Annotated in this window: 19 protein-coding genes; 14 read left to right on the plus strand and 5 right to left on the minus strand. The window is 48.7% G+C overall.

What is annotated here, in order from left to right:
- Nucleotides 1–269: 269 nt before the first annotated feature.
- Both ACT53D_RS02310 and ACT53D_RS02315 read left to right on the plus strand, forming a co-directional pair.
- Nucleotides 270–1,865: a DUF6538 domain-containing protein gene (locus tag ACT53D_RS02310; protein WP_476154288.1), complete on the plus strand. Its 1,596-nt coding sequence runs from the start codon at nt 270–272 to the stop codon at nt 1,863–1,865.
- Between the two features lie 42 nt (nt 1,866–1,907).
- A complete protein-coding gene (locus tag ACT53D_RS02315; protein WP_476154290.1) occupies nt 1,908–2,126 on the plus strand; it encodes a hypothetical protein in 219 nt (72 codons plus the stop codon).
- A gap of 109 nt (nt 2,127–2,235) precedes the next feature.
- Here ACT53D_RS02315 and ACT53D_RS02320 read toward each other — a convergent pair whose 3' ends face one another.
- Complete coding sequence (locus tag ACT53D_RS02320) at nt 2,236–3,033, minus strand: hypothetical protein (protein WP_476154292.1); 798 nt, start codon at nt 3,031–3,033, stop codon at nt 2,236–2,238.
- A 1,010-nt stretch (nt 3,034–4,043) separates the two neighbouring features.
- On the minus strand, nt 4,044–7,733 hold the full coding sequence (locus tag ACT53D_RS02325; RefSeq protein WP_476154294.1) for a transglycosylase SLT domain-containing protein: 3,690 nt from the start codon (nt 7,731–7,733) through the stop codon (nt 4,044–4,046).
- 541 nt (nt 7,734–8,274) lie between these two features.
- Here ACT53D_RS02325 and ACT53D_RS02330 point away from each other — a divergent pair.
- The 4 genes from ACT53D_RS02330 to ACT53D_RS02345 all read left to right on the plus strand — a co-directional run bounded on the left by ACT53D_RS02330 (nt 8,275) and on the right by ACT53D_RS02345 (nt 11,634).
- The gene (locus ACT53D_RS02330; protein ID WP_476154295.1) at nt 8,275–9,072 is read left to right on the plus strand and encodes a hypothetical protein; all 798 of its coding nucleotides are present in this window, start codon (nt 8,275–8,277) and stop codon (nt 9,070–9,072) included.
- A gap of 127 nt (nt 9,073–9,199) precedes the next feature.
- Entirely contained in the window at nt 9,200–9,601 is a 402-nt protein-coding gene (locus tag ACT53D_RS02335) for a LexA family protein (RefSeq protein WP_476154297.1), read from the plus strand.
- Nucleotides 9,579–10,871 carry a Y-family DNA polymerase gene (locus ACT53D_RS02340; protein ID WP_476154299.1) on the plus strand — a complete coding sequence of 431 codons (1,293 nt, stop codon included), beginning with the start codon at nt 9,579–9,581 and terminating at the stop codon, nt 10,869–10,871. The genes ACT53D_RS02335 and ACT53D_RS02340 overlap by 23 nt, the downstream gene beginning before the upstream one ends.
- 133 nt (nt 10,872–11,004) lie before the next feature.
- A complete protein-coding gene (locus ACT53D_RS02345; RefSeq protein WP_476154301.1) occupies nt 11,005–11,634 on the plus strand; it encodes a hypothetical protein in 630 nt (209 codons plus the stop codon).
- 115 nt (nt 11,635–11,749) lie between these two features.
- Here the strand turns inward: ACT53D_RS02345 and ACT53D_RS02350 are convergent, their stop codons facing one another.
- From ACT53D_RS02350 to ACT53D_RS02360, 3 genes are all read right to left on the minus strand, one after another.
- Entirely contained in the window at nt 11,750–12,337 is a 588-nt protein-coding gene (locus ACT53D_RS02350; RefSeq protein WP_476154303.1) for a recombinase family protein, read from the minus strand.
- Between the two features lie 133 nt (nt 12,338–12,470).
- Entirely contained in the window at nt 12,471–13,448 is a 978-nt protein-coding gene (locus ACT53D_RS02355; protein ID WP_476154305.1) for a hypothetical protein, read from the minus strand.
- 174 nt (nt 13,449–13,622) lie between these two features.
- Entirely contained in the window at nt 13,623–13,955 is a 333-nt protein-coding gene (locus ACT53D_RS02360; RefSeq protein ID WP_476154307.1) for a DMT family transporter, read from the minus strand.
- 560 nt (nt 13,956–14,515) lie between these two features.
- Between ACT53D_RS02360 and rpsB the strand changes: the two genes are divergently transcribed.
- From rpsB to rseP, 8 genes are all read left to right on the plus strand, one after another.
- Entirely contained in the window at nt 14,516–15,259 is a 744-nt protein-coding gene (rpsB, locus tag ACT53D_RS02365; protein ID WP_194748110.1) for a 30S ribosomal protein S2, read from the plus strand.
- Between the two features lie 184 nt (nt 15,260–15,443).
- Entirely contained in the window at nt 15,444–16,319 is an 876-nt protein-coding gene (gene tsf / locus ACT53D_RS02370; RefSeq protein ID WP_476154309.1) for a translation elongation factor Ts, read from the plus strand.
- 213 nt (nt 16,320–16,532) lie between these two features.
- Nucleotides 16,533–17,249 (plus strand): UMP kinase, encoded by a 717-nt coding sequence (pyrH, locus tag ACT53D_RS02375; protein ID WP_194748107.1) that lies wholly within the window; start codon nt 16,533–16,535, stop codon nt 17,247–17,249.
- A 14-nt stretch (nt 17,250–17,263) separates the two neighbouring features.
- Entirely contained in the window at nt 17,264–17,833 is a 570-nt protein-coding gene (gene frr, locus ACT53D_RS02380) for a ribosome recycling factor (RefSeq protein WP_445241971.1), read from the plus strand.
- Nucleotides 17,834–17,860: 27 nt separating this feature from the next.
- On the plus strand, nt 17,861–18,619 hold the full coding sequence (gene uppS / locus ACT53D_RS02385) for a polyprenyl diphosphate synthase (protein WP_476154311.1): 759 nt from the start codon (nt 17,861–17,863) through the stop codon (nt 18,617–18,619).
- A gap of 19 nt (nt 18,620–18,638) precedes the next feature.
- Nucleotides 18,639–19,466 (plus strand): phosphatidate cytidylyltransferase, encoded by an 828-nt coding sequence (locus tag ACT53D_RS02390; protein WP_275355710.1) that lies wholly within the window; start codon nt 18,639–18,641, stop codon nt 19,464–19,466.
- 9 nt (nt 19,467–19,475) lie between these two features.
- Complete coding sequence (ispC, locus tag ACT53D_RS02395; RefSeq protein WP_476154313.1) at nt 19,476–20,684, plus strand: 1-deoxy-D-xylulose-5-phosphate reductoisomerase; 1,209 nt, start codon at nt 19,476–19,478, stop codon at nt 20,682–20,684.
- A complete protein-coding gene (rseP, locus tag ACT53D_RS02400) occupies nt 20,681–22,045 on the plus strand; it encodes an RIP metalloprotease RseP (protein WP_476154315.1) in 1,365 nt (454 codons plus the stop codon). The genes ispC and rseP overlap by 4 nt, the downstream gene beginning before the upstream one ends.
- The last annotated feature ends 7 nt before the right edge of the window (nt 22,046–22,052 follow it).

Consider the following 22,052-nt stretch of genomic DNA (forward strand, 5'->3'; position numbering starts at 1 on the left):
GCGTCAGCGATTTTGAATAACAGGGTGGTCGTTTTGCAGACAAGCGTTTAAAATAGCGCCGCTGTCCTCGTGGTGAAACAGGATATCACCAGCCCCTCCTAAGGGCTAGTTTCAGGTTCGAGTCCTGACGGGGACGCCCAGCACTCTATAAGTCTTTGTTTCTCAAAGTATTATCCAATAAATCAATCACTTAAGTCTTAAAACTGTTACGCATAACTGCTACACATTGCATCGCTTTGTGATGGTCTGATGCGTTAAAATTAAGGGTTATGAGTGAAGAAATGAAACCTAAAACAAATGTAGTGCGCCGTGGTAAATCCAGCGTTTTCTATTATCGAGCAAGACTTCCAACAGATTTAAAACTGTTATATGGGAAAGAAGAACGCTGGATATCTTTACGGACAAAGGAAGTGGAAACTGCCAATCAGAGGGCGACTTTAGAAGAGCTAAAGCTTCAGCAAGAGTACGCAAGCGTAAGGGCATCGCGTGGATTATCGCCAGTCTATGATGTCTCTGATGAGGAGTTGGAGCGTATCGCATTGCTGTATCTTGTAGAGCAACTGGAAGAGGAGAAACATGACCGCCTTCTTGAAGGGTTTTACATGGATGACACGTTCTTTGCAGAGCAGGCTGCTGCTTCAGAAGACTTCTTTAAATCAGCAAGTGAATGGCTAGCAAGGGGTAACTTTGCAGTTATCAAACCGCTTGTAATTGCCAAGCTTGAACAACACGGTATCAAATTGGATGAAGACAGCATGACCTTCCGCAAGGCTTGCTATCAGTTTGCTAAAGTCACAAGACAATTGGCTGAGATGTTTAAGCGCCTTGACAGAGGTGAAATCGTAGACACTCCTCATGTTGAAAGGGTCGCGCCTAAGCAGTGTACTGAGGACACGTTGCAATATCTGCTTGAATACTGGAAAGAACAGCGCAAGCCTGCTGATAAAACCTACTCTGAGGCTGGAACCTACATCAGGCTATTAGCTAAGCTAACTAACAACAAGCCTGCCTCAAAGATTACTAAATCAGATATTGTCTTGTACAAAGATACACGCTCGAAAGAAGTTAGCCCAGCTACAGTTGAGAAAGCACTGAGTGTTATTAAGGGCATCTTTAGCAATGCCGTAGAGAATGACAAACTGCCCAGTAATCCTGTTGCTGGTGTAAAAATACCACCAGTCAAAGGACAAGCTAAAGCACGTCTGCCATTCGACACGGGGCATTTAAAGACCATATTCAATTCCGATATATACACAGAAGGTTTAAGGCCTAAGGGTGGCGCTGGTGAGGCCTCCTTCTGGTTGCCACTTATAGCGCTATTTACAGGTGCTAGGCTGACTGAGATAGGGCAGTTACTTGTTGAGGATATACGCGAAGAGCAGGGCATTAACTATTTCTTCATCACCACAGACTCAGAGGATGATGAGACAGACAAGACACTGAAAACTCAATCGTCTCACAGGAGGGTGCCAATACACCCTGAGCTGGTGCGCTGTGGGTTCATGGAATACCTTGGCCTAATGCGTAAAGCTAAAGAGAAAAGACTGTTTCCTGACATCAAATCTAAATCAGGCAGGCTTACAGACCCATTTTCCAAGTGGTTCAATGGTCAGTGGCTTCGCAAAAAGCTAGGCATCACAGATAGTCGTAGAGTGTTTCACTCATTCAGGCACACATTTAAAGATGCATGTCGAGTGTCTGAGATAGCTACAGAGCTACACGACAAGCTTACAGGTCATGCCAGTGGCACTGTAGGGGATAGCTACGGTGGTGAGTTCTACCCACTCAAGCCCCTTGCAAATGCAATCTCTAAGCTTTCCTATGAGGGCTTGGACTTATCCCATTTACATCTTGCAACTGACTAGGAAGAACCCTTCCCTCAACCATTTGTAACCAAAGGAAACACAATGCATCAAGCTAGAAAACAACTAGAACAAACAATCATCAACGAATTCAAGACATACACCAGCGTGTTTAAGCATACCCCTAAGGAACTCATGACGATGGCTGTAGGGTTGTCTGCTGGTTTGGCTCTGGGTGGCCTGAAGTGTCCTATGCTCGATTTGGCTATCACTACAGACAACATAGCGTTGATGATTGAGGGTGGCTTAAAGCGCGATAGCTAAACATACATAGATACAGACATTAATACCTTAGTAATTCAGTCAACTATTAACAAAAACAGGTAGCGAGAGAGTCCCTTTAACGGTCTGCTTTCACTACCTGTTCTTGTTTCTACTGCTGCGCCGTTGAGAGTTTCTCTAGGTCAATCTTACCGCCATATAGCTGCATGAGAAGTGGCTCTGTAAAAGTCTTCCATTCCTTATTTGCCTTGTACATTTCAATTGCTACCGCTAATGCTTTGCAGTAGATGTCGAGTTGTTCAGGGTGGTTTCTTAAAACATCCCGTATGCCCATCCCATATTTAAGTTGAACCTCACTGGCTCGCAGGCCAGTTAAGACCTTACAAACATAACTCTTCATCATCCGTTCATGGTCGGGGGCGCGCTCAGGCTTGCGCTTGTAGGCTGCATGAGTCATCTCATTGTCTAGCTTGATGGGAGCATGTACACGGCTAAAGTTATATTCGGTGAGCCTGAAGACAATGCTTTCCATGTCAATGTAATATTGCCGTATTTCCTTCCCCTCCAAAGTATTTGCTTGCATAGCTAATTCCATAGCTTGGCTTCTACCAAGCAAATACTTTGTGGTTGGAGAGCCTGATTTGCTCTTAACAACAAGCGCACAAATTTCTGCGCTTATGTCCTCTTTTGCCAGTAATGGTTTTATGTAATGGTTAGCCCATGCACGGTATCGCCCATATGGCTTACCAATCTTTTCCCAAAGCTTTGACGCATCAATGCAAGGGGCTCTAGGGTCTTCCATGTAAGGAAACGCTTTACGGATGCGTATAGCCCGCTTAGCTGCTGCTTCAGACAATCCAAAGTCCATGAGCTGCTTCTCCGGCACGTTAGCGTGACTCAGGATTAATGAACGCCCATTGCGGACAGGTTTTCTTTTAGTGTTGCTCATGTTGATATTTCCTTTTGTTGTACCTCTCCTGATTGTCCCTTCCTCCAAAGCTCAATCACCAGCCATCAACAAGGGCTAGCTTTAGAAGCAATCAAGAAAGGTACGACAGAAAGAAGGTGATTAATTAATGATGAATAGCCAAGGGTTGGCTGTAAGGGACTGCTTGAGGTGTTGCTAGGGTTCGAGTCCTCTTCTGGGCACCAAGGTAAATGCGTGAAGGGGACTTGAAAGGGTGCTTCAAGGTGTTTCTTGGTTATGAATTACTAATGAAATGATGGTTATGGGTGATGACACATTGAGTGAATGTCTAACCATTGTTTAAAGCTCACTCCTAACCAGAGCTAGGAGGACACTTAAAGGGACAACTTAGAGTTATTGCAGGGGAGGGGTTGTCTGCATAATCGCAGAGGAACACTTAGAGTATACACTTAGAGATAGACTTTGAGTGTTACCCTACCACTAGTGCGGGGAATTAATTATGAGTCTATCCACGTAAGTGAGTTGCCCTCATAGCCTTCTCCCGCGATACCAAAGACATGCTCTTGGAACTTCTCTAGCTCGGCTAAGAGCTTCTCTTCGTAGTCCTCAGAGTAAGCTTTATCCATATCTCTAGCCATCGACTCTACCCAATATGCGTATGAAGCTCGCTGAACCTAGCACAGCTCCGGCGAGAGCATCCTTGCGTGTAACAGGGTGCGCGTATAACAGGTGGGGTTTGCTACCTTATTCAGCAACTGAACATTAGATACTCAAGTAATCGCATGGAAATGAAGTCGTGATGGTTAACTTGTTGAGTATCTGGAGATTGCTTCAGGGATTGTATAAGGAGACAACGTATGCAGACAAATCTGTTAAAGGATAAAGCTATAAAGGCACTGAGTATCACCAGCAACTTAGTCAGAGTCATAGACTTTGTTATTAAGTATGCTAGGCCAATAAAGGATTTTCTTGGCGGCTTGTTGTAACAAAGAGCAAAACCCAACCCCCGCAAAGGGGGCTAGGGTCTTTCTTTAATTACCGCTCAAGATGTCGCTAAGCTCCTCCATTGGGTCAAGCTGGTCATACCTGCTAAAGCGCTTCTTAGACAGCCCTGCATCCTCAATGACGGACTCAAGCTGACGCCTTACGCCCATTACTTGAATGAAGGGCATTAGCCCAATGACCCGCTTAGCGTCCCTTTCGGTGAGCTGGAAGTCATCTACAAGGGTAGACATCCATAATGCAGGTACGGTCTGTGTGAGCGTGTTTAACAGGTCGTAGGTAGGTGAGCCTGTGATGACGTTAGTTTGTTGGCCTGAAGCCCTCGCATTGGAGAATAAGGGCTTAGCATAGCCATTCGTCAGCAAAGGAACAGTAGAGTCCACTGCTGAAGGAATCAGCGAGGCCCAGCCAGCTCTAGCAAAGCTTGCAGCCCCAATCTTTTCAGTTGTGAGAAGCTCGTCTAGCTTGTCATCATCACCATAGTGAGTCACATTGGTCTGAGCGACATAAGCCACCCCGCCCACAAAGGAACTCACAGCCCACGCCATGAATGTCCTCATGTCATGCAAAGCCACACCCGCTAAGGTCTGCTTAGTCCACGCATTGATGACAAAGCTCTTGAACTGCATGAGTATCTTGCCAGTCTCCGTGTGCATCAACGGGAAGGAGCCGCCATAGGAGTTCTCTTGAATCATCCTACGGGAAGCCCTTTGCAATGCTAAGCCGAAGTTAGCGCGTTCTTGAGCGCCCCATTTCTCCATGTTAAAGGATTGCACACGCTTTCCTTTAAGGGTTGCATGAGTCTTCACCATGCCCAATACGCGGTTCATCATGTCGTCATCAAGGCCTAGCTGTCTAAGCTCTCGCATGTGCGCTGCTGTCAGTTTCGGTTTAATGGCCAACTTTGCGAATCGGTGTGCCATGACGCCTGCCGCCATACGTTGCATAGACGGAGCTAGGTACGCCATGCCGGACAAGTGGGAGGTAATCCTTTTGCCGTTGTGCAAGGTTTTATCCATTGAAGAGAACTGTCCCTCCATGGAATCCCAGCCGAGGTAATGTCTACCCAAGAGGTCAGTAGTGCCGACCCCTGAGAGCGCTTCCAGCTCCTCATACAACCCTTTATCCAGCTTGCGACCAAACTTACCACGGTCACGGACAATCTGCTTAAAGGACGGCATAAGCTCCATCATTGAGTCAACCCCGCCACGGCCTAAGATGTTCCCGAACTCTGCCAACTGAGCAAAGCCGGTATTGTTCATCAAGCGCATGACGTTGAAGCTTCGGATGTGCCTTAGCGCCGCTTTAGTACCACGGTCAAGGGTCGAGTCCATCTGCCTGCGAGTTATCGCGTTGTAGAGGAACTGTGCGCGTTTAATCTGCCTATCGAATGCCCCTTGGTCAGCATTTAGTTTGTTCTCTCGCTGCCATACCTGAGCGCCCTCTAGGAGTTTCTCGAAGTCAGCTTGAGACTTAATGCCTACCTTCGCCAGTCCGATATGGCCCGATACCTGCTCGGAGTATCCCCTAATCAAGCGAGTGAGGTCTGTCTCAAACAAGTCACGGATTCTCAGCTCCCCGTCAGGCGTAGTGCGTGAGGTCATCATGTCCAAGTCAACACGGCGCTTAGTCCGTGCAGGGCCTGAGTTCTCATTGCTACGCTTAAGCAACCCATCAAGGACTTCCTGAATCTCTCCTTTACCGAGTCCTTGAGCTTCCAGCAGGGGACGGAGTGCATCTGCATCATTTAAATCTATGCCATGCAAGGCCCCTGTAGAGCCGAATACGCCACGATTGTTCACATTGGCTACATACCCCTTAGCCAGCTTTGTAGCAAGCTCCTGAGCCTCTGCTGTAGCTGCATCGTCAAGGTTTCTCAGGAAGGCATCACGGATAACCGCAACCACCTCTGAGTCACCGTACTTGGCAATCATTGAGTCCCACTTCTCGGGGTTGATAATGCGGGGCAAGTAGTTGGCATTAGAGGAGAATCCTTCAAAATACTTAGAGCCGGAGCTAAAGCCCTCGTCAGCGTATCGCTTGAAGAACGCTCTAGTCTGTGCCGCTGCTGCATTCACTGCCTTGCTTTCATGGGAGACACCAGTCAGGACTGATTCCATAACAGCATCATTGAACTGGTCTAGCTTAGCCTGCTTGCTGAGCGCCGGAGTGTTGGCTGAGAACTCGTCAAAGGCCTCACCATAGCCACGCAACCAGCCAGCCTGTGATGTGTGCATGAGTTGGTTTGTGTATTCCTCAGCGGAGAACTGAGCTGCTGAGCCGTCACGGTTAAGACCTACGTTGTCTTCCCCCATGATACCGAGTTGCCGGAAGTAAGGGTTCTCGTCAGACTTCAGCTTACCTACAGCGTCGAATCGAGCGCCACCAAAGAGAGCGTAAGGAGCGTCTTCAACTGCTGAAGCGTCCTGCCCTGTGAGAATGTAGGTGTCCTTCGCCTGAGCTGCACCAGCATTAGAACCGCCGAAGTGTTGCTCCTGCTGAGACCAGAACTCCTTGACTGAATCAACTTCTTTACGCGCCGCTTGAGCACGGACATTGACACCGCGCAAGTAACCCTTAGTCTCGTCAGGGAGATACTCTCGCCAGTCCTCGGGGTGTTTCTTCATGAGCTTGGCTAGATTACCTTCACCATGATTGTAAGCAGCTAGAGCCTTGTCGTAGTCGTTGTCGTACTTCTTCAGCAGTGAGCCTAACAACTGGACACCACCCTTGATATTCTGCTCAAGGTCATTGGCATCCACGCCTAGCCCCTTGGCTGTCTTAGGCATCAACTGCATGACACCTACAGCCCCTCTAGGAGAGACTGCGGCTTGGTTAAAGCGGGACTCTTGCGAGGCTATAGCGTACACAAGGTCAGGAGGTACGGCATACTCAGTAGCGTATTTATCCAGCAGGGTAGATACCTCACGCGGCGCTGACACCATCTGGCGTTTAACCTGATTGAATAGACCAGCCTGAGCCTCGCCTATCTTCCTGTCCATCCATGCACCATAGGCACCCTTAGCGGCCCCTCCAAGGGAACCCAATAGACCTCCTCCAGCGACCTCTAAGGCCACCTCTGAGCCAGTCTTGGTCTCCATTAGGCCATATTGAGGAACAGCTACAGCAGCACTTGCAGCGCCCCATGAAGCAAGTCCTCTAGCGGCCCCTTGAGCAATCTTAGCTGCTCCTACAGTCTTCGCTGGGATGGCTATCTCCGGCGCTACCAGACCGACCCCAATTGCTACAGGGTCAGCCAGTAATGCGCCAGTCTCTAGGCCAAAGCGTGTCAGGCCATGCTGAGCGTCCAGCCTTGTGCGAGCCTCAGACTCCTCCTTAATCTTACTCATGATTGCGTCATAGCGTTGCTGGGAGCCAGCTTCAGTCAGTCGCTTGATGTAAGTTAAAGGGAGCTGGGAGTCCTCTAGGTCTTTCTTAATGTCCATGGTGGACTTGAGGAAGTTAGGGTCATCGTTACCTGCCCAGCGTGAGCCGTCTTCATTGGCTAACTGGTAGGTGAAGTTATTGATTGAGAAAGCGTCCTGAACCACTTGAGAGAAAGGCGTTGCTTCTCGGGTTGCTTTACGTTGTTCTTCAGCTATCGCTTCCTGACTCGCCCTCTCCTGTTCTATTTGAGCAGAGTTATTCTCTTGCTCTTGGACGGAGAAGGCTTGTCCTAGTTTTAAAGGGGTGTCATTGGATTGCGGTAAGGTTTGCATAGGGTGTGCTCCATGGGTTGGATAAGAAAAAACTCAAGGGAGCCAGCGCATCTAGCACTGAGAAAGCCGCGACTTGATTGGTCTGTGCGGATAAGCACGCAAACTTGTCGTCGTTCATAAAGTCTCCTTGAGAAATTTTTTGTGGGTTTGCCACTAGTGCGGGGAATAAAAAAGGGACAGCGCCGGTTAGGCAACTGTCCCGCATTGGCAACTATTTAGGCAAAGAAATACTTTATAACAATTACTTATTGTTAATACTTGAAGTTATACATTAAAAAAACAGCCCTAGGAACGCCTCAAAATCCAGCCAATACCGAAGCCTAGGCCGACCCAAAATAACGCGCTGTAGGTCGATTCTGAGGGTCGCTTTTCGGGCATAATTGTTTAGACTGTTTGTCTTTGGAGTGGATGAGCGATGAAGGGTACATGCAAGCTATGTAAGCAAGAGACTATATTAAAAGAGAGTCACATCATTCCTAGATTCATTGGCAAATGGCTGAAGAGTACATCCATCACTGGTTATCTGCGGATGAATACTCAAATGGATAAACGCGCTCAAGATACTGCAAAGGAATACTGGCTTTGCGGCGATTGCGAGCAGTTATTTTCTGGATGGGAAAGGGAGTTCGCCAACAATATCTTCTACCCTCATGTTGAGAAGAATACCCCAAAGCTTAACTATGATAGTTGGCTGTCCAAATTCTGTGCCTCAATGAGCTGGAGATGTCTTAATTATATTCAGAGCCTGAATCCAAATCATCGAGATGAGGCAGAAGTAGCCCTTAAAGACTCTGCTGAAAGGCATTTAAGAGCATATCTCTTGGGAGAGGCTGATAATTTGCTTCAATATGAACAACACCTGATACCGTTGGAAGCTATTGAGTCAACTACTATGACTGATATGCCTCCGAGCATGAACCGTTATTTATTAAGAGCAATCGCTCTAGATATCATAGGCAACAGTACGTCGAAATTCATTTACACAAAGCTGCCTTCATTCATTCTTCTGGGTGTGCTTAATGTCGAAAATATCAAAGATATGCGCTCAAGCAGAGTTGCGCTTAAATCTGGGCAGATTACACCAAGACAGTACATATTGCCTGCGGGGTTTCAGGGATACCTTTACGACAAAGCTAATCAAATGACCGAATTGCATCGGACTATTCCACAAAAACACTTAGATAGCTTCGACAAACATATCAGAGCAAATCCAGAAAAGACCGTAAATTCTAAACAGTTTCAGGCTTTTCTACATGACTATAATAGGTTTGGAGCTGATGTTTTTGACCGTGCTGAGGACATCGACGCAAGCATTGTAAAACCAACAAAAGACGTCTAAATTTTCTAGCAGCTCCTGACACATAGCTGTATCATCCTGATTATTGTAACGATAATCAAATGGTATGCAGATAGACACCTCTAGCCCCGCTCAAGCCTTCCTTAAAGCGCACCCTTTGCCATCCCTCATGCCTCGCCCAATCTACAGCGAGAGCGTGTCTTGTGGTCACTCTGGCTTCGCTTCTCCAGCCCAAGGCTATGAGCAAAAGACCTTAGACCTCAATCAGCATTTAGTGACTAATCCTCCGGCAACCTTTTACTTTAAAGTTAAAGGTAACTCCATGGTGAAGGCTGGAATACATGACGGCGATATGGTGATTGTAGACAGGTCTCAGGCGCCGAAGTCATCAAGTATCATTGTGGCCGCTTTGGATGGTGAGTGGATGGTCAAGAGGCTCTATAAGCGTGGCGGTGTGGTCAAGCTATTGTCCGACTCAGACGACCCCTCACACAAGCCTGTGGTGTTCTCTGAGGGGCAAGAGCTAGAAGTGTTTGGGGTGGTTACCTATGTCATCCATAAGCCAACATGACCGCATATTTGCCCTGATTGATGGCAACACATTCTATGCCTCCTGCGAGAGAATCTATAGACCGGACTTAAAGGGCAAGCCAGTCGTAGTGCTATCCAACAATGACGGCTGTGTGATAGCCCAAAGCAAAGAGGCTAAAGACCTCCTTGAGCTGTATATGTGTCGCCCTTGGTTTGAAGTGAAGGAGGAGGCTGAGCGCCACGGTGTTGTAGCGTTCTCGTCTAATTATGAACTCTATGCCGACATAAGCAACCGCTTCATGGAGACCCTTAAGCAGTTTGCTCCACGGCAGGAGGTCTATTCCATTGATGAATCGTTCCTTGACCTGACAGGGTACAGAGGCGACCTGCTCAAACATGGCCGGACAATCAAAGACACCGTTATGCAGTGGGTGGGGTTGCCTGTATGTGTCGGCTTCGGTAGCTCTAAGACACTCGCCAAGCTGGCTAATCACCTCGCTAAGAAGCGCCCTCAATACAATGGCGTCTGTGACCTCGTTAATATGCCAGCCGCTGAGCTAGACAGCATCATGGAGTCCCTTGAGGTGTCCAAGGTGTGGGGCGTCGGCAATCGCCTTGAGAAACGTTTAAACAAGCGAGGCATACACAATGTACTCAAGCTGAAGAACGCCTGTCCTAAGCGCATCCGTGACGAATTTGGGGTGGTTGTAGAGCGTACAGTCAGAGAGCTAAACGGTGAGGCATGGCATGAGTTAAACGTAGTGGAAGAAGACGCTAAGCAGGTCATGAGTTCGCGTTCATTCGGGGCTAGAGTTAGTGACCTGGCTAATCTAGAGCAAGCCATCAGCTTTCACGCCAGCACTGCCTCAGCGCGTATGAGGGACAAGGGCTTGTATGCCAATGCCGTGATGGTCTTTATTCAGAATAGCCCCTTTGATGAAGCTGAGTACTACGGCGCTAGCCATGTGGTTGCATTCCCTGCACCGACAGATAACACCATGCAGATAAACAGGGTCGCGCTATGGATTCTCAAGAAACTCTTTAAGTCCGGCATCTACTATCAGAAGTGCGGCGTGATGCTTACTGAGCTAGTCCCAGCTGGAGGCAAGCAGGCGGATATGTTCGGGTTTGTTGAAGGTGACGCTAAGGGTGACGCTTTGATGGCCGTCATGGACGCAATTAACAGCAAGTATTCAAGAGGGACAATTAAGCTGGCCTCTGAGGGTGTTCATAAGGCATGGGCCATGAAGCGGGGCATGAAGAGTCCCAACTTTGCTAGCTGGGAGGAGTTACCTGAGGTGAGGGCTTAGGTGCGCTTAGAGACACTTTAAGCTTCCGGCAATGGAGTTCTTTGGTTGACCTGAGATTGTGGCTTGTAGCGCGTTTCTGAGCGTTTCTTCCGGTATGATGCGTTTTATTACATGACGTATTGAGACACCAAGAATGACATCACAGAAGCCTGCCACTGCCTTAGAAAAAGTAGCTGGACACACGTTAACTGAAGCTACGATGACGGCTATTGCTACACTCTCAGGCACTCCTCTTGCAGCCGTACTGCCTGTGTTGTCCAACACGTTAGCAAGTAGCCGCCATAAAGCACGTATTGAAGCGGCTTTGGTAGAGATTGATGCGACACTCAATAAGCACGCTGAGGCTTTGGCAAAGTTATCAGACTCACAGTACAAGCTCATTAATGAGATAGTCCTTGCACTGCTGCACACAACTCACTCTGAGAAGATTGAATATCTGAAAAGAGCAATAGGCAACAGTCTTACTCAAGACGTCTTCCAGCCACAAGAGTCGGTGGTGCTTTCGCGTGTACTGCGCGATATATCTGCTGAAGAGGCTGACTTCTTGGTTAAGAACTTCAACCACTACAGCATATTGTTTGGAGAAGTCACGGGAGACAACCCAACCAACTCCCTTAGGGTTAACGTTGACTCAAGAGAAGGGGTGATTGTATCTGGCTTATTGGCACTTGGTTTGTTAGCCGCTACACAGACTACTCATGGCGCGGGCAATTATTTACGCTTCACGCCTATCGTTGCCAAGTTGCTGGTATTGCTCAAGTGAGTTCAAGACCAGGACACCCAATGCCAGATAGTGCGCTATCGCTTACAGAACTTGCCAGCAAGCATCGCGACAATAAACACCCCGCCGACCATCAAGACACCGATTAAAACGTACTTCATGCCTGTGCCTCCTGATTGTCTCTAATGCTTATGACTGAGGCTCTGCTAATCTTGTAATCCCTTGAAAGTTGACTCACAGAGACACCCTCAGCTAAGCGCTCAAGAATCACCTTACGCTCTTCGCTAGTGGTCTTTGCTGGTCGGCCCTTCGTCTTGCCTGCCTGCCATGCTTTAGCCTGTCCTATAAGGGTTCTCTCACGGATTAGGCCCCGTTCAAAGTCAGCCACGGCAGCGAGTATCTTTAACGTGAACGCTCCAGCCTCCGAGGTAAGGTCAAGGTTGCCAAGCTGCAAGACAATCAAGCGGACATTGTTTGCCTTGAACCATTCCACCTGTTGCTGTACGTCTATTGAGTCACGGCCAAGGCGGTCAAGTTTGGTCACTATCAGGGTGTCTCCCTTGTCCAGCTTGTCCTTAAGCTTGCTGAAGCCTTCCCTTGAGTCTGCTGGGGTTGCCCCTGAAACCTTCTCAAGAATGGCCCTGTGAGGCTCAGGTTTGTACCCAGCTTGCTCAATCTCTAATAGCTGATTCTCTGGGTCTTGCTCTGCTGTAGACACACGGCCATATACAAACAATCGAGACATGTAGGAAACTCCGTAAACTGGTAGAAAGTGCTGTCAGTTTATATGGGTGTGTTATTAAATGCAACAGGGTACTTTATAACGGGTGTGATTTAGACTGTTAGAATATGACCACTTTCTGACAGTGGTACAAAAACTATTGCATTAGCCACGCAAAACGCCTCAGAGTTGCAAGATTTGTAGAATTGTAATTATCCCAATCAACGCAAAGAAGACCTTCCTTGTCATGAAAGTCTTTAACTCCTAAAGTGGCCTCATGAATAATATCTACTTCAGCAGTAGTTTTGTTCAGAGTTGAGGCCACCACTTTGCGGGGAAGGGAGTTGTAATATCCAGAGGAAATTATCTCTCTGAATCCAAGGCGTTGTACGTTTAAAGGGTCGAATCCAAAGCCCAAGAAACAAACGTTATAAGCCCAGCGAAAGGCATCTTTTGCTTTTGCAAAGATTGCATCATCGGAGCGCGCTTCAGGAATAACTTTTATATGTTTTGCAGCGACTGCTATGGAGTCCTTTGAGAACAATGGCGAGTAGGCTCTAATACCATTAGAAAGGTCATCGGAGTTGCTGTATTCACCCAGAGAGCCGTACACATGACTGATATTGAAACTTTTTAAGGCATCCCAAGCTTCCTCTGGGCTTACTCTGAAAGTATTGAGGATTGCATTATGTAGATAACTTTCGAGAGACCTGTCATAGTTGAATGTGAAAATTCTAATCTGGTTATTTTTTAGCTCAGTGATGTTAGATACATTGGAAACCAGTGCATTCCATAGTGCGAAGTACCAATCATCCTCCACAGACAAGTTAAACTGTTCCTCTCGCTCAAGCGGTACTAAAAGCGAAGCTATGATTAACTTTCCAATATCCCAGCAATCATCTCTGCGACTCAGAAAAGCATCAATTGAGGCGATTCTTGAGTCTCTGAAGTCACGAGTGAATGCATATAGCTCATCTAAATTAATGTTTAAATGCTTAACCAAGCCCCGTACCAAGGGCACATTGGGATTATCAGCCAGATTACATATGCTCTGCCTCAATTCCCATCCTGAAGGGAAACCATAAGGGATGCTTGCACCAGCCCCAAGGATGAACAATGTAGGTTTAGTTATCATGTTTTGTCTTCTTATTTGTAACGACAATCACAGGGATTACTAGCAGTCTGGCGCATGTTTGGGGAAAAGGGAAGGGCGATGCTCTCAGGCCCACCTCAAGACCGCCACGGGGGGTACTTCGCGTTCCTTAAACTATCAATATCCCCTCACAAATTTGTGGTGAATTTTAAAGCCTCAATGCGCGGTCGACTTAGACAACAGGTTAATAACTGCGACACCAGCCACAATCAAGCCAATCCCAACGAGTGCCCATAGGTCGAGCTTTTGCCCGTGCATTAGCCACGCTATGGCTGCCACCAGCACAATGCCGACACCTGCCCATATTGCATAAACGATACCGACAGGAATGGTCTTTAATGCCAAAGACATGAAGTAGAAAGAGACACCATAGCCTAGGACAACAACGACTGAAGGAGCTACTCTGGTGAACCCTTCGCTGGACTTGAGTGTGGATGTGGCAATAACCTCGCCAATGATTGCAGCAGCCAAATATAACCAGTTGTTCACGCTAAGCCCCCGTTGAGTTGAGCAGTGATGATAACCATTGATGCTTTGCTTGAGTAGTCTTGAAGTTTGGCTTTAGCTGTGCGCAAAGTGAAGCCCCACAACCGCCGGAAAGAAAACAATTAAACGTAGGGATTCGTAAAGGGATTGCTGCTGCTACAGCTCGAAGGGTGGCACGGGGGAATCGGCCTGAGCCTAAATCTATTAATAACCTCAAACAAATTTGCTGTGAAATTTTTTAGCTCAGCTAAGGGGCGGGGAATTTAAATCAACAATTTTAAATATATTTTATAGGCTGCTACACGCAACTGCTACACATAAGCTATAATACCCCCTCGTTAAGTAATTGATTATATTGGAGTCTGTCTGTAAATCTGTCCCTCCTGACGGGGACGCCAGCTTAGCTGAAAATGCTTAAGTGCTTGATAGTATTCGGATTAAGCGCTATAATTTTGGATTGACTTTTTTGTCAAACACTTGCTTGCAATCACATTGGGTGCCGTTAAATGCGGTGTTTTTGATTGCAAGTTTATGAATAACCCTTTGAATGGAAAGATAAAATCATGTCCGTGACTATGCGTCAAATGTTGGAGGCCGGTGTTCACTTTGGTCACCAAACTCGTTACTGGAACCCGAAAATGGCAGAGTTCATTTTTGGCGATCGTAACAAAATTCATATTGTTAACCTGGAAAAAACCCTGCCACTGTTTGAAGAAGCACAGAAATATGTGCGCACTTTGGCAGCAAACAAGGGCCGTATTCTGTTTGTGGGCACCAAGCGTCAAGCCCGCGATATCGTGAAAGAAGAAGCACAGCGCGCTGGTTGTTCATACGTGAACCATCGCTGGTTGGGCGGTATGCTGACCAACTTCAAAACCGTGAAGCAATCTATCAAGCGTTTGCAAGACTTTGAAGCCATGATGATTGATGGCAGCATCGACAAGTTCGGTAAAAAAGAAGCTTTGGGCATCAAGCGTGAAATCGAAAAGCTGGAGCGTTCCATCGGTGGTATTAAAGAGATGGGTGGCTTGCCAGATGCGATTTTTGTGATCGACGTTGGTCATGAAAGCGGCGCGATTACTGAAGCACGTAAACTGGGGATTCCAGTGATTGGTATCGTGGATACCAATAACTCACCAGATGGCATCACTTATGTCATCCCTGGTAACGATGACTCTTCACGCGCAATCCGCTTGTACGCACGTGGCATGGCTGATGCCGTGTTGGAAGGTCGTGCAAACGCGATTTCTGAAATCGTGAAGGCTGCACAGGAAGAAGCTGCACCTGCTGAGGCAGTGGCTGAGTAATTCCCGGTAGCATGAAAAGGGGCGCATCGCCCCTTTTTCTATTGTGTCTTCTGTTGCATAGGCTGACAGAATGGGCACGTAAATGCGCTGCTGTCTGGCGCAATCTGGCTGTCACACAGCCCCTGTATAGTGAAAAGAATATTGATGGCGACCGCTCAGGTCGTTGAATAAAAGGAGCAAATAAATGGCTGAAATTACCGCAAGCATGGTGAAAGACTTACGTGAGCGCACCGATGCCCCAATGATGGACTGTAAAAAGGCTTTGACAGAAGCTGAAGGCGATATGGCCCGTGCGGAAGAAATTCTGCGTGTACGCTTTGGTAACAAGGCAAGCAAAGCGGCTGGCCGTGTGGCTGCAGAAGGCACCGTAGGCATCAGCATTACCGCTGATGGCAAACTGGGTACACTGATCGAAGTGAACTCTGAAACTGACTTCTGCGCCAAGAACGAAGAATTCCTCAAGTTTGTGAGCGAATTGGCGCAAACTGTGAACGAAAACAATCCTGCTGACATTGACGCGGTAGGCGCTTTACCATTGCGTGGCGAAACAGCGGAGTCTGTGCGTGCGCAACTGGTTGGTAAAATTGGTGAAAACATCACCCCACGTCGTTTTGTGCGTACACAAGCAAAAGGCCAATTGTTCAGCTATGTGCATGGTAGCAAAATTGGTGTGCTGGTTGATCTGGTGGGTGGTGACGAAGCGCTGGGTAAAGACATTGCAATGCATATTGCTGCAGCCAAACCAAAATCGCTGGATGCCAGTGGTGTGGATGCTGCGCTGATTGAAGCCGAGCGTCGTGTGGCTATCGAAAAAGCCAAAGAAGCTGGCAAGCCAGAAGCCATGCTTGAAAAAATTGCAGAAGGTACGGTGCAGAAGTTCTTGAAAGAAGTGACTTTGCTGAGCCAGGCCTTTGTGAAAGATGACAAGCTGAGCATTGAGCAATTGCTGAAATCCAAAGGGGCAAGCGTGGCTTCTTTCAGCATGTACATCGTGGGTGAAGGCATTGAAAAAGCCGTAGTCGATTACGCGGCTGAAGTGGCTGCTGCTGCAAAAGTCTAATTGACTGGCTAGTAGCGTCTCACAAAAAGTGGAATCTTAGGATTCCACTTTTTTTATGGCTGAATTTTGTTTTATGGCTGAATTTTGGTTTTTATGATCAGCCTTGTGGTTTTACCGCGAATCACTAGTTTTATTTCTAATTGCGCCTGCAACATCCAAAAAATGACGTTTTTGTGATTAAATAGGCACATTTTTGAGTTTGGGAAAATAATTATGGCACAACCTGTTTTCAAGCGCATATTACTCAAGTTATCAGGTGAAGCGCTGATGGGCGATGACGCATATGGCATTAATCGCGAAACAGTGACGGCTATTGTTGCGCAAGTCAAAGAAATCGTCAGTATGGGCGTACAGGTAGGCATAGTCATCGGCGGTGGCAATATTTTTCGCGGTGTTGCCCCTGCCGCAGAGGGTATGGACCGGGCAACTGCGGATTACATGGGTATGCTGGCCACGGTGATGAACGCGATGGCCTTGCAGGATGCCATGAAGCACGCAGGCTTGCCAGCACGTGTGCAGAGTGCATTGAATATTGAGGCGGTCGCTGAGCCTTATATTCGCGGTAAAGCCATTCGTTACCTGGAAGAAGGTAAGGTGGTGATTTTTGGCGCGGGTACCGGGAATCCGTTTTTTACCACGGACACGGCAGCTGCTTTGCGCGGCGTCGAGATTGATGCCGAAATTGTATTGAAGGCGACCAAGGTCGATGGCATTTACACGGCAGATCCGAAAAAAGACCCGACAGCGACCCGTTATGATATGGTGACCTACGACGAGGCGATCAATAAAAACCTCAAAGTGATGGATGCAACTGCATTTACGCTGTGCCGAGATCAGAAAATGCCGATTGCGGTGTTCAGTATCTTTAAAGAAGGCGCGTTGAAGCGTGTCATTCTGGGTGAAAATGAAGGTACACGCGTGATGGCTTAAGCCCCGCGTGTCGATTGGAGAATCAAATGGTTGAAGACATTAAAAAATCTGCCGAGCAGAAAATGCATAAATCGCTGGAGTCCCTGAAAGTGGATCTGGCAAAAATCCGTACTGGCCGTGCACACACCGGCTTGCTGGATCATGTGATGGTGGAGTATTACGGCTCTATGGTGGCAGTCAATCAGGTTGCAAATGTCAATTTGGGCGATGCACGTACCTTGAATGTGCAGCCTTACGAAAAAAACATGATTGCCAAAGTTGAAAAAGCGATTAGAGACTGTGATTTAGGCCTGAACCCTGCCACCAATGGTGATTTGATTCGCGTACCTATGCCTATGTTGACCGAAGAGCGTCGCCGCGACCTCGCCAAAATTGTGCGTCAGGAAGGCGAGGGCGCCAAAGTGGCGATCCGTAATGTGCGCCGTGACGCAAACGATGCGCTGAAAAAACTGATTAAAGACAAAGCCATTTCTGAAGATGATGAGCGCCGCGCACAAGATGAAGTGCAAAAAATGACAGACAAAGCCGTGGCGGAAGTCGATAAAATTCTGCAACAAAAAGAAGCGGACCTGATGGCTGTTTAACAGCCAATTGCGCGAACGGAAACTGTTTTGGGTTTTTTCTCCAGCTCTACCAAAGAAGTCCCGCCTGTTCAGGAAGTGCCCCAGCACGTCGCCGTCATTATGGATGGCAATGGGCGCTGGGCCAAAAAACGTTTTTTGCCCCGTGTCGCCGGGCATCAACGTGGCCTGGAATCTGTGCGCGCCATGGTCAAGGCCTGTGTCCGGCTGCAAATCAACTACCTCACCCTGTTTGCCTTTAGCAGTGAAAACTGGCGTCGCCCGCAGGAGGAAGTGACTTTTCTGATGAGCCTGTTTCTGGAGGCTCTGGATCGCGAAGTCAAGAAACTGCATGACGCCAACGTGATCCTGAAACTGATTGGTGATCGTAGTGCCTTTAACGCGGCATTACAGCAAAAAATGATCGAGGCTGAAGCGAAAACGGCTGCCAATACCGGATTGGTGTTGACGATTGCTGTCAATTACGGTGGGCGCTGGGATGTGGTCAATGCCATGAACCAGTTAATGCAGGCACAACCTGACCTCAAGCAGATCGAGGAGTGTGATCTGCTGCCTTACCTTTCCATGCCATATGCGCCAGAGCCGGATTTGTTTATCCGCACCGGCGGTGAAACCCGTATCAGTAACTTTTTACTCTGGCAGTTGGCTTACACTGAATTGTATTTTACGCCCACCTTGTGGCCCGATTTTGATGATGACGCCTTTGAAGCCGCACTCTCTTCATACCGTCAACGTGAACGCCGCTTTGGCCGCACCAGTGAGCAACTGGTTGATGGTAGCGACGCCTAGAGAGACTAAAAGCAAGGATATGCTAAAAACAAGAATTGTGACCGCGGTTGTCTTGCTGGGATTGTTTTTGCCAGCCTTATTTTTGCTGCCATTGCTGGCTTGGGCCCTGATTATGTTGGGATTGTCGCTGGTCTGCCTGCGTGAATGGTCTGGCTTTTTGCAGTTTAATCGTGTGCAAACCACGGTGTATCTGGCAATTTCTAGTCTGGCGGGCGTGGTCCTGTTGTTTGGCCTGCTTAACTTGGGCTTTCACTGGTTTTTTTATCAATCGTTACAGGTATTTGCACTTGCCAGCCTATTCTGGCTATTGATTGTGCCAGTGGCCTTGTACTTCAATACTTTTTTCAACAGTGCCTTTGTGAATGCATGGGTGGGTGCCGGACTGATGCTGTCGTTATGGATGGCGCTGGTTGTCGCAAAAGCGGTGAATCCCTATGTGCTGCTGGTGATTATTTCCACCATTTGGCTGGCTGACAGTGCGGCTTATTTTGCGGGTAAACAATTTGGCCGTCACAAACTGGCGCCAGCGATTAGTCCAGGCAAAACCTGGGAGGGCGTGCTTGGGGCGTTAATCGCCGTCACAGGCTATGCGGGGATTTTGTATGGCAGCGGCTGGGTGGCTACAGGCTGGATTTTCCCAGGCTTGTGGCTGGTGACGGTGGTGGGTATTTATGGCGATTTGTTTGAGTCATTTTTCAAGCGCCGGGCCAACCTCAAGGATAGTGGACAGTTTTTGCCTGGGCATGGCGGCTTGCTGGATCGGGTCGATGGCGTTGTGCCAGCGTTGCCGGTCGGGCTGTGCCTGCTGTTCTGGTTTCACTTCTGCGCGCAAGCTCATTCATTTTAAGAGGTTGATTTGCAATACGTCACCATACTAGGCAGCACTGGCACCATCGGTCAGCAGACGCTGGATGTGATTGCCCAGCATCCTGAGCGCTATGGCGTGTTCGCGCTGGCAGCACACAGTCGGGTCGACCTCATGTTGCAACAGTGTGTCCAATACCAGCCCAGATTTGCTGTGATGCAGGATGCGGAAGCCGCGCGACAACTAAAACAATGCCTGGCTGCCGAGCAACTGCCGGTGGAGGTATTGTCTGGCGTAGATGGCTTGAGTGAAGTCGCTGCGCATGAAGACGTCAGCATCGTGATGGCAGCCGTGGTTGGGGCTGCCGGATTGTTGCCTGCCTTGGCCGCGGCCCGTGCGGGTAAGAAAATCCTGCTGGCAAATAAAGAAACTCTGGTGATGGCTGGCCAATTGTTTATGGATGCTGTCAAGCAAGGTCAGGCCACTTTGTTGCCGATTGACAGCGAGCATAACGCGATCTTTCAGGCCATGCCGCGTCAGAGCTATCAAGCGCTGGCAGATGTCGGTGTGAATCAGATTATTCTCACCGCGTCAGGCGGCCCGTTCCGCGGGTATACACAGACACAATTGCAGGAAGTGACGCCTGCCTTGGCGCTCAAGCACCCGAACTGGGTGATGGGTGCAAAAATTACGATAGACTCCTCCACCTTGATGAACAAGGGGCTGGAAGTGATCGAGGCGCGCTGGTTGTTTGATGCGCGTCCAGATCAGATAGAAGTCGTTGTGCATCCACAAAGTGTGATTCACTCTATGGTCTCTTATGTGGATGGCAGCATTCTGGCGCAACTGGGTAATCCAGACATGCGCACGCCGATTGCCTATGGCTTGGGCTATCCAGAGCGTATTGCCTCTGGCGTCAAACCCTTGAGTTTGATTGACGTCGCCAAGCTGGAGTTCGAGGCGCCTGATACGCAACGTTTCCCCTGTTTGCGTCTGGCTTATGAGGCCTTGGCTGCAGGCGGCACGGCGCCAGCAATCCTGAATGCCGCCAACGAAGTGGCGGTCGCTGCCTTTTTGCAGGAAAAAATCCATTATCTGGATATTCCATGCCTGATAGAACGTACCTTGCAATCGCTGCCGGTCGAAACAGTCAGCTCGATTGAGCAATTGCTGGCGGTTGATCAGCAGGCCAGACAGTTTGTCGAGCATGCGCTGGCTGCGCAGGCGGTCAGCCCCTTGCGCAAGGTGGCGAGTGTATGACTTCAGTCTGGGCTTTTATTGTCGCCATAGGCGTGCTGGTGACTATCCATGAGTTTGGCCACTATTTGGCCGCCCGCAGTTGTGGCGTGCGTGTCCTGAAATTTTCCATCGGCTTCGGTCGGCCGATTTTCAAGTTTCAAGCCCATCCCCAGGCCACAGAATGGGTGCTTTCCTGGATCCCGCTCGGCGGCTACGTCAAAATGCTGGATAGCCGTGAAGCGACTGAAATGCCTTCTCGTCCCGATGTGGATTGGTCACAGGCTTTTGATCGTCAGTCCATTGCGGCCAAAATGTGGATCGTATTTGCCGGCCCGCTGGCCAATCTGCTCCTGGCATTCGTGTGTTATTGGGGATTGATTGCGCAAGGCGAGACTGGCCTGAAACCCTTGATTGGTCCGGTGGAGCCTGGCTCATTGGCAGCGGCCGCCAAACTGCGCCAAGGCGACCTGATTGTATCGCTGGATGGTCAAGCGGTGGCGACCTGGCAAGAGGTGCAGTGGCAAATGCTGGATCAATGGATGGCACACCGTAGCCTGCGTGTCGTGACCAAAACCCCGCAAGGCGAGCTGCATCAGCATCAGTTGCCGTTGCAACGGTTAGCAGGCGAGCCAGATGGCGAGGTGATGCAGAAAGTGGGATTGGCCGTCTTGATGCCGACGGTGCCAGCAGTGATTGGCGAAGTCTTGCCTGGCTCGGTGGCTGAGAAAAGTGGCTTGCAGCCTAGGGATCGTATCCTCAAGGTGAATCAAAAGCCGATTGCAGACTGGCAGCAATTCGTCAAACTGGTCCGTGCGAGTCCCGAGCAAGCGCTCAAGTTGGAATACCAGCGGGCTGAAAGGTCCTATGAAGTCAAACTGTTGCCAGAATTGACCCTGCAAGGCGGTCAGAAAATTGGCCGTCTGGGAGCGGCTGTGGATATGGCAGCAGTGGATTTGACGCCTTATCAAGTAGTCAGGCACTTTAGTTTGATGCAGGCGGCGGGCCGGGCGTTGGAAAAAATGCAGGAGACCATTGCCTTCACCCTCAAAATGCTGGGAAAAATGGTCACGGGTCAGGCATCACTCAAGGCGATCAGTGGCCCGGTCAGTATTGCCGATGCGGCTGGTGAGTCGGCCGATATGGGCATTAAACCCTACATCGGCTTTATTGCTTTGCTCAGTATCAGTATTGCGGTCATGAATCTGCTACCGATTCCAGTATTGGATGGCGGTCATTTGTTGTATCATATGGCGGAGTTGATACGAGGAGAACCGTTACCTGAACGTGTGCTGGCGATTGGTCAGCGACTGGGTTTGGGTATATTGGGCGCGTTAATGTTAATTGCTTTTTTTAACGACATTAATCGCTACCTGATTGGTTGAAAGCATA

The organism is Methylophilus sp. DMC16 (assembly GCF_056314045.1).

Excerpts from the sequence above, each read along its gene's own strand:
- rseP (WP_476154315.1), top strand. The coding sequence starts at position 20,681 with ATGACTTCAGTCTGGGCTTTTATTGTCGCCATAGGCGTGCTGGTGACT.
- ACT53D_RS02315 (WP_476154290.1), top strand. The coding sequence starts at position 1,908 with ATGCATCAAGCTAGAAAACAACTAGAACAAACAATCATCAACGAATTC.
- tsf (WP_476154309.1), top strand. The coding sequence starts at position 15,444 with ATGGCTGAAATTACCGCAAGCATGGTGAAAGACTTACGTGAGCGCACC.
- rpsB (WP_194748110.1), top strand. The coding sequence starts at position 14,516 with ATGTCCGTGACTATGCGTCAAATGTTGGAGGCCGGTGTTCACTTTGGT.
- ACT53D_RS02310 (WP_476154288.1), top strand. The coding sequence starts at position 270 with ATGAGTGAAGAAATGAAACCTAAAACAAATGTAGTGCGCCGTGGTAAA.
- ACT53D_RS02350 (WP_476154303.1), bottom strand. The coding sequence starts at position 12,337 with ATGTCTCGATTGTTTGTATATGGCCGTGTGTCTACAGCAGAGCAAGAC.
- ACT53D_RS02330 (WP_476154295.1), top strand. The coding sequence starts at position 8,275 with ATGGATAAACGCGCTCAAGATACTGCAAAGGAATACTGGCTTTGCGGC.
- ACT53D_RS02355 (WP_476154305.1), bottom strand. The coding sequence starts at position 13,448 with ATGATAACTAAACCTACATTGTTCATCCTTGGGGCTGGTGCAAGCATC.
- ACT53D_RS02325 (WP_476154294.1), bottom strand. The coding sequence starts at position 7,733 with ATGCAAACCTTACCGCAATCCAATGACACCCCTTTAAAACTAGGACAA.
- ACT53D_RS02320 (WP_476154292.1), bottom strand. The coding sequence starts at position 3,033 with ATGAGCAACACTAAAAGAAAACCTGTCCGCAATGGGCGTTCATTAATC.
- ACT53D_RS02345 (WP_476154301.1), top strand. The coding sequence starts at position 11,005 with ATGACATCACAGAAGCCTGCCACTGCCTTAGAAAAAGTAGCTGGACAC.
- ACT53D_RS02340 (WP_476154299.1), top strand. The coding sequence starts at position 9,579 with ATGTCATCCATAAGCCAACATGACCGCATATTTGCCCTGATTGATGGC.
- ACT53D_RS02335 (WP_476154297.1), top strand. The coding sequence starts at position 9,200 with ATGCCTCGCCCAATCTACAGCGAGAGCGTGTCTTGTGGTCACTCTGGC.
- pyrH (WP_194748107.1), top strand. The coding sequence starts at position 16,533 with ATGGCACAACCTGTTTTCAAGCGCATATTACTCAAGTTATCAGGTGAA.
- ACT53D_RS02390 (WP_275355710.1), top strand. The coding sequence starts at position 18,639 with ATGCTAAAAACAAGAATTGTGACCGCGGTTGTCTTGCTGGGATTGTTT.